2 protein-coding genes are annotated in these 2255 nt (G+C 41.2%); both read right to left on the bottom strand.

The window, feature by feature from the left end; all coding sequences use genetic code 11:
• Window positions 1-127: 127 nt before the first annotated feature.
• The gene (locus tag IQ254_RS30820) at window positions 128-1255 is read right to left on the bottom strand and encodes an NAD-dependent epimerase/dehydratase family protein (protein WP_193969946.1); all 1128 of its coding nucleotides are present in this window, start codon (window positions 1253-1255) and stop codon (window positions 128-130) included.
• 129 nt (window positions 1256-1384) lie between these two features.
• Window positions 1385-2255: glycosyltransferase (locus tag IQ254_RS30815; protein ID WP_193969945.1), on the bottom strand; the 871-nt coding region annotated here is incomplete at its 5' end.

The following is a 2255-nucleotide window of genomic DNA, read 5'->3' as shown; positions in this document are numbered from 1 at the left end:
TAGCTCGTACTAACATCTGTGAATGGCAGCCAATCGATTGTAATCCCTGATGCAAACGATAAGCAGCCCGAGCCCCGCCATTATCAACATCAGATTCACTTAGATGTAAGATGTGCATATCTAACGCCTAACCTTGCTTTGATAATAGCAGGCCAGTCCTCTCCATTTCTTGGAAAGATGCTTGAAGAGTCTCGTGGCTCACGGGTTTTTGGTCTAGATACCATTCTAAATACTGAACTAATCCATCCTTGAGTGAAGTCGGAGACCAAGAGCCAAGCAGAGCTTCATAATGGCTCATGTCTGCAATTGCATGGCGTACATCACCTACACGAAAGCGCCCTGAGATAGTGTAGTTTGCGGGCTTGCCAACAATTTCTGAAATTGTTTCAACCACATCGATTAGGGTAACAGCCTGACCCATGCCAACATTGATAGTTGATGACAAAGGTGCCTGATATAACGCACATTCTACAACAGCATCTGCCACATCGCCTACAAATACAAAGTCCCTAGTCACTAGCCCATCCTCAAAAAGCTCTAGTGAATTCCCTTGAGCGATCGCATTAGTGAAAATACCTATAATTCCTGTGTAAGGATTACTCAATTCCTGCTTGGGCCCATAAACATTCTGAAAGCGTAAGCTGACTAAATCAATACTCTGACTTTCACAATAATTCTGCATGAGTTGTTCTTGCCAAAGTTTTGTTAGGCCGTAAACAGACGTTGGATTTGTAAGATGATCCTCATGCATCGGGAGGGATTTAAGTATGTTATTTTGGTCATTGCAAACCTCCCAAACTCCATTCTGCAAATCCTCTAATCGACGCTTGCAAGAGTAGAGAATTTTCTGCCCGTCTGTATACGCTCCATCACCATACACAGCTCGACTTGATGAAAGAATCATCCGATGGGGTTTGCGCTTAAGTTTAGAAACTAGCTCCAGGAGTTTAGCTGTACCGTTCACGTTCTGCTGAATATAGCGACTCATCTCATACATCGATTGACCTGTTCCAGTCTGCGATGCGAGATGAATAACGACATCAGTCCCTTCAATCAGGTCTGTATATAGTTCAATATTTTGAATATCAGCCTTAATACATTTTGCACGACTCTTTAGTTCGGGCTCAAAATCAATGGATGAGCCATGCACCTGTGCATCTAAGGAATCAACAATGACTATTTCTGCATCAGAGGGTAACTTCTCAACCACCCACTTGCCAATAAAACCTGCACCACCAGTAATCAAGAACTTCATTACGATAAACCTTTGGCTTTTAAAGAGTATATATGGCGGTTCTCGCTGGCGTGAGGTACGTAAAGATGCCTGTAACGCTTATCCAGCAAGACTCCTACAGTACTTCATCCGCTCAGGAACCGCTATAGATTAATGATTTCGGAGAGCGAAATGACTCATCTTGATTTCAGCAAGTTGATTATGGCGGATGCGGAGATAGACTTTTCGCAATAAATAATAAGGAAATAAAGCTGTTATCTTGATTTGCTCAATTAGAAAGGGAAACATCTTTTCTCGGTCTTCAGGTGGTGAAGACTGGATTGAGAAGTCTTGTAGTATATTACTAGCTGGAATTCTAAAGCCTCGACGATAGACATTCATATAATTAGAGCCATGAACTACTTCAATCCAGACTGGCTTACAAAAGATTTTCTTGGCGGATTTACAGACCTCATACAATTCTTTATGAGGGCGACAAAGACAAGTATTGAAAGAATCGGGATTATATTTTTCAATCAGGCTTATGAAATGATTGGCGAGTTCAAAATCAAAGTATAGTTTCCCCTTAGACAACTGATAGCCAAAGAAGAAGTTTATAGTTTCACTATCCTGCTGGTGAAAATTGTCCTGAATCATCTGGACATAATCTTTGTGAATTGCATCATCATTGTCTAACCAAGTTGTGATGAGGTATTCACAACTTTCTGGAATATATCTTCGTACGACCTGTCGAGCATCATCAGGAAACTCTCCATAGGGAAGAGGAAAATCTAGATAAACTGGAATAAAATTGCTCCACTGCTCGACGTAGCTCGTAATGATTTGCTTGAATTCATCAGGAGTATCCGAGTCAAAGAAAACCAGCCATTTAAAGTTTTGGTTAGACTGCTGACTGACTGATGGGAAACAAAACTGGCTAAATAGGTCAAATCTTCTTGCAAGCCAGGATGGGTCACATCCTGGCTTTAAATCAGGAAAACTTCTAACATTGAACTTAGTCAAGAAAAAATGCTGGAATTGC

The organism is Nodosilinea sp. LEGE 07088 (assembly GCF_015207395.1).
Lineage (GTDB): Bacteria > Cyanobacteriota > Cyanobacteriia > Phormidesmidales > Phormidesmidaceae > Nodosilinea.
Note: the sequence above shows the minus strand (reverse complement) of the source record. Positions and strands in the feature narration are given on the sequence as shown.